Annotated in this window: 1 rRNA gene; it reads right to left on the bottom strand. The window is 56.7% G+C overall.

Going from position 1 to position 2,494, the window contains the following annotated elements:
• Positions 1–21: 21 nt before the first annotated feature.
• Positions 22–2,494: ribosomal RNA gene (locus tag AC07DW_RS34085) — 23S ribosomal RNA — on the bottom strand; the annotation flags it as partial.

The raw sequence follows: 2,494 nt of genomic DNA, 5'->3' as shown, positions 1-2,494 counted from the left end.
ACACAGTGGACGCGAGCAACTGAGGACAAGCCCTCGGCCTATTAGTACCGGTCAACTCCACCCATTACTGGGCTTCCATATCCGGCCTATCAACCCAGTCGTCTACTGGGAGCCTTACCCTCTCAAGGAGGTGGGAATACTCATCTCGAAGCAGGCTTCCCGCTTAGATGCTTTCAGCGGTTATCCCTCCCGAACGTAGCCAACCAGCCATGCCCTTGGCAGGACAACTGGCACACCAGAGGTTCGTCCGTCCCGGTCCTCTCGTACTAGGGACAGCCCTTCTCAATATTCCTACGCGCACAGCGGATAGGGACCGAACTGTCTCACGACGTTCTAAACCCAGCTCGCGTACCGCTTTAATGGGCGAACAGCCCAACCCTTGGGACCGACTCCAGCCCCAGGATGCGACGAGCCGACATCGAGGTGCCAAACCATCCCGTCGATATGGACTCTTGGGGAAGATCAGCCTGTTATCCCCGGGGTACCTTTTATCCGTTGAGCGACGGCGCTTCCACAAGCCACCGCCGGATCACTAGTCCCGACTTTCGTCCCTGCTCGACCCGTCGGTCTCACAGTCAAGCTCCCTTGTGCACTTACACTCAACACCTGATTGCCAACCAGGCTGAGGGAACCTTTGGGCGCCTCCGTTACTCTTTAGGAGGCAACCGCCCCAGTTAAACTACCCATCAGACACTGTCCCTGATCCGGATCACGGACCCAGGTTAGACATCCAGCACGACCAGAGTGGTATTTCAACGGCGACTCCACCTGAACTGGCGTCCAAGCTTCACAGTCTCCCACCTATCCTACACAAGCCGAACCGAACACCAATATCAAACTGTAGTAAAGGTCCCGGGGTCTTTCCGTCCTGCTGCGCGAAACGAGCATCTTTACTCGTAGTGCAATTTCACCGGGCCTATGGTTGAGACAGTCGAGAAGTCGTTACGCCATTCGTGCAGGTCGGAACTTACCCGACAAGGAATTTCGCTACCTTAGGATGGTTATAGTTACCACCGCCGTTTACTGGCGCTTAAGTTCTCAGCTTCGCCCTGTCGAAACAGAGCTAACCGGTCCCCTTAACGTTCCAGCACCGGGCAGGCGTCAGTCCGTATACATCGCCTTACGGCTTCGCACGGACCTGTGTTTTTAGTAAACAGTCGCTTCTCGCTGGTCTCTGCGGCCACCCCCAGCTCACGGAGTAAATCCGATCACCAGTGATGGCCCCCCTTCTCCCGAAGTTACGGGGGCATTTTGCCGAGTTCCTTAACCATAGTTCACCCGAACGCCTCGGTATTCTCTACCTGACCACCTGAGTCGGTTTAGGGTACGGGCCGCCATGAAACTCGCTAGAGGCTTTTCTCGACAGCATAGGATCATCCACTTCACCACAATCGGCTCGGCATCAGGTCTCAGCCTCAATGTGTGACGGATTTGCCTATCACACGGCCTACACCCTTACCCCGGGACAACCACCGCCCGGGCTGGACTACCTTCCTGCGTCACCCCATCGCTTACCTACTACAGGTCTGGTCCGTCGGCTCCACCACTCCCCTACGCTCCGAAGAGCTCAGGGCGGCTTCACGGACTTAGCATCGCCTGGTTCGATACTGGGCGTTTCAAAGCGGGTACCGGAATATCAACCGGTTGTCCATCGACTACGCCTGTCGGCCTCGCCTTAGGTCCCGACTTACCCTGGGCAGATCAGCTTGACCCAGGAACCCTTAGTCAATCGGCGCACACGTTTCTCACGTGTGTATCGCTACTCATGCCTGCATTCTCACTCGTGAACCGTCCACAACTCGCTTCCGCGGCTGCTTCACCCGGCACACGACGCTCCCCTACCCATCACAGTCCCCGTTGGGGGTATGTACTGCAATGACACGACTTCGGCGGTACGCTTGAGCCCCGCTACATTGTCGGCGCGGAATCACTTGACCAGTGAGCTATTACGCACTCTTTCAAGGGTGGCTGCTTCTAAGCCAACCTCCTGGTTGTCTCTGCGACTCCACATCCTTTCCCACTTAGCGTACGCTTAGGGGCCTTAGTCGATGCTCTGGGCTGTTTCCCTCTCGACCATGGAGCTTATCCCCCACAGTCTCACTGCCGCGCTCTCACTTACCGGCATTCGGAGTTTGGCTAAGGTCAGTAACCCGGTAGGGCCCATCGCCTATCCAGTGCTCTACCTCCGGCAAGAAACACACGACGCTGCACCTAAATGCATTTCGGGGAGAACCAGCTATCACGGAGTTTGATTGGCCTTTCACCCCTAACCACAGGTCATCCCCCAGGTTTTCAACCCTGGTGGGTTCGGTCCTCCACGAAGTCTTACCTCCGCTTCAACCTGCCCATGGCTAGATCACTCCGCTTCGGGTCTTGAGCGCGCTACTGAATCGCCCTATTCGGACTCGCTTTCGCTACGGCTTCCCCACACGGGTTAACCTCGCAACACACCGCAAACTCGCAGGCTCATTCTTCAAAAGGCACGCAGTCACGA

It is taken from the genome of Streptomyces sp. NPDC045701 (assembly GCF_056432045.1).
The sequence above is the reverse complement of the archived record's forward strand: the minus strand, read 5'-3'. Positions and strand labels throughout refer to the sequence as shown.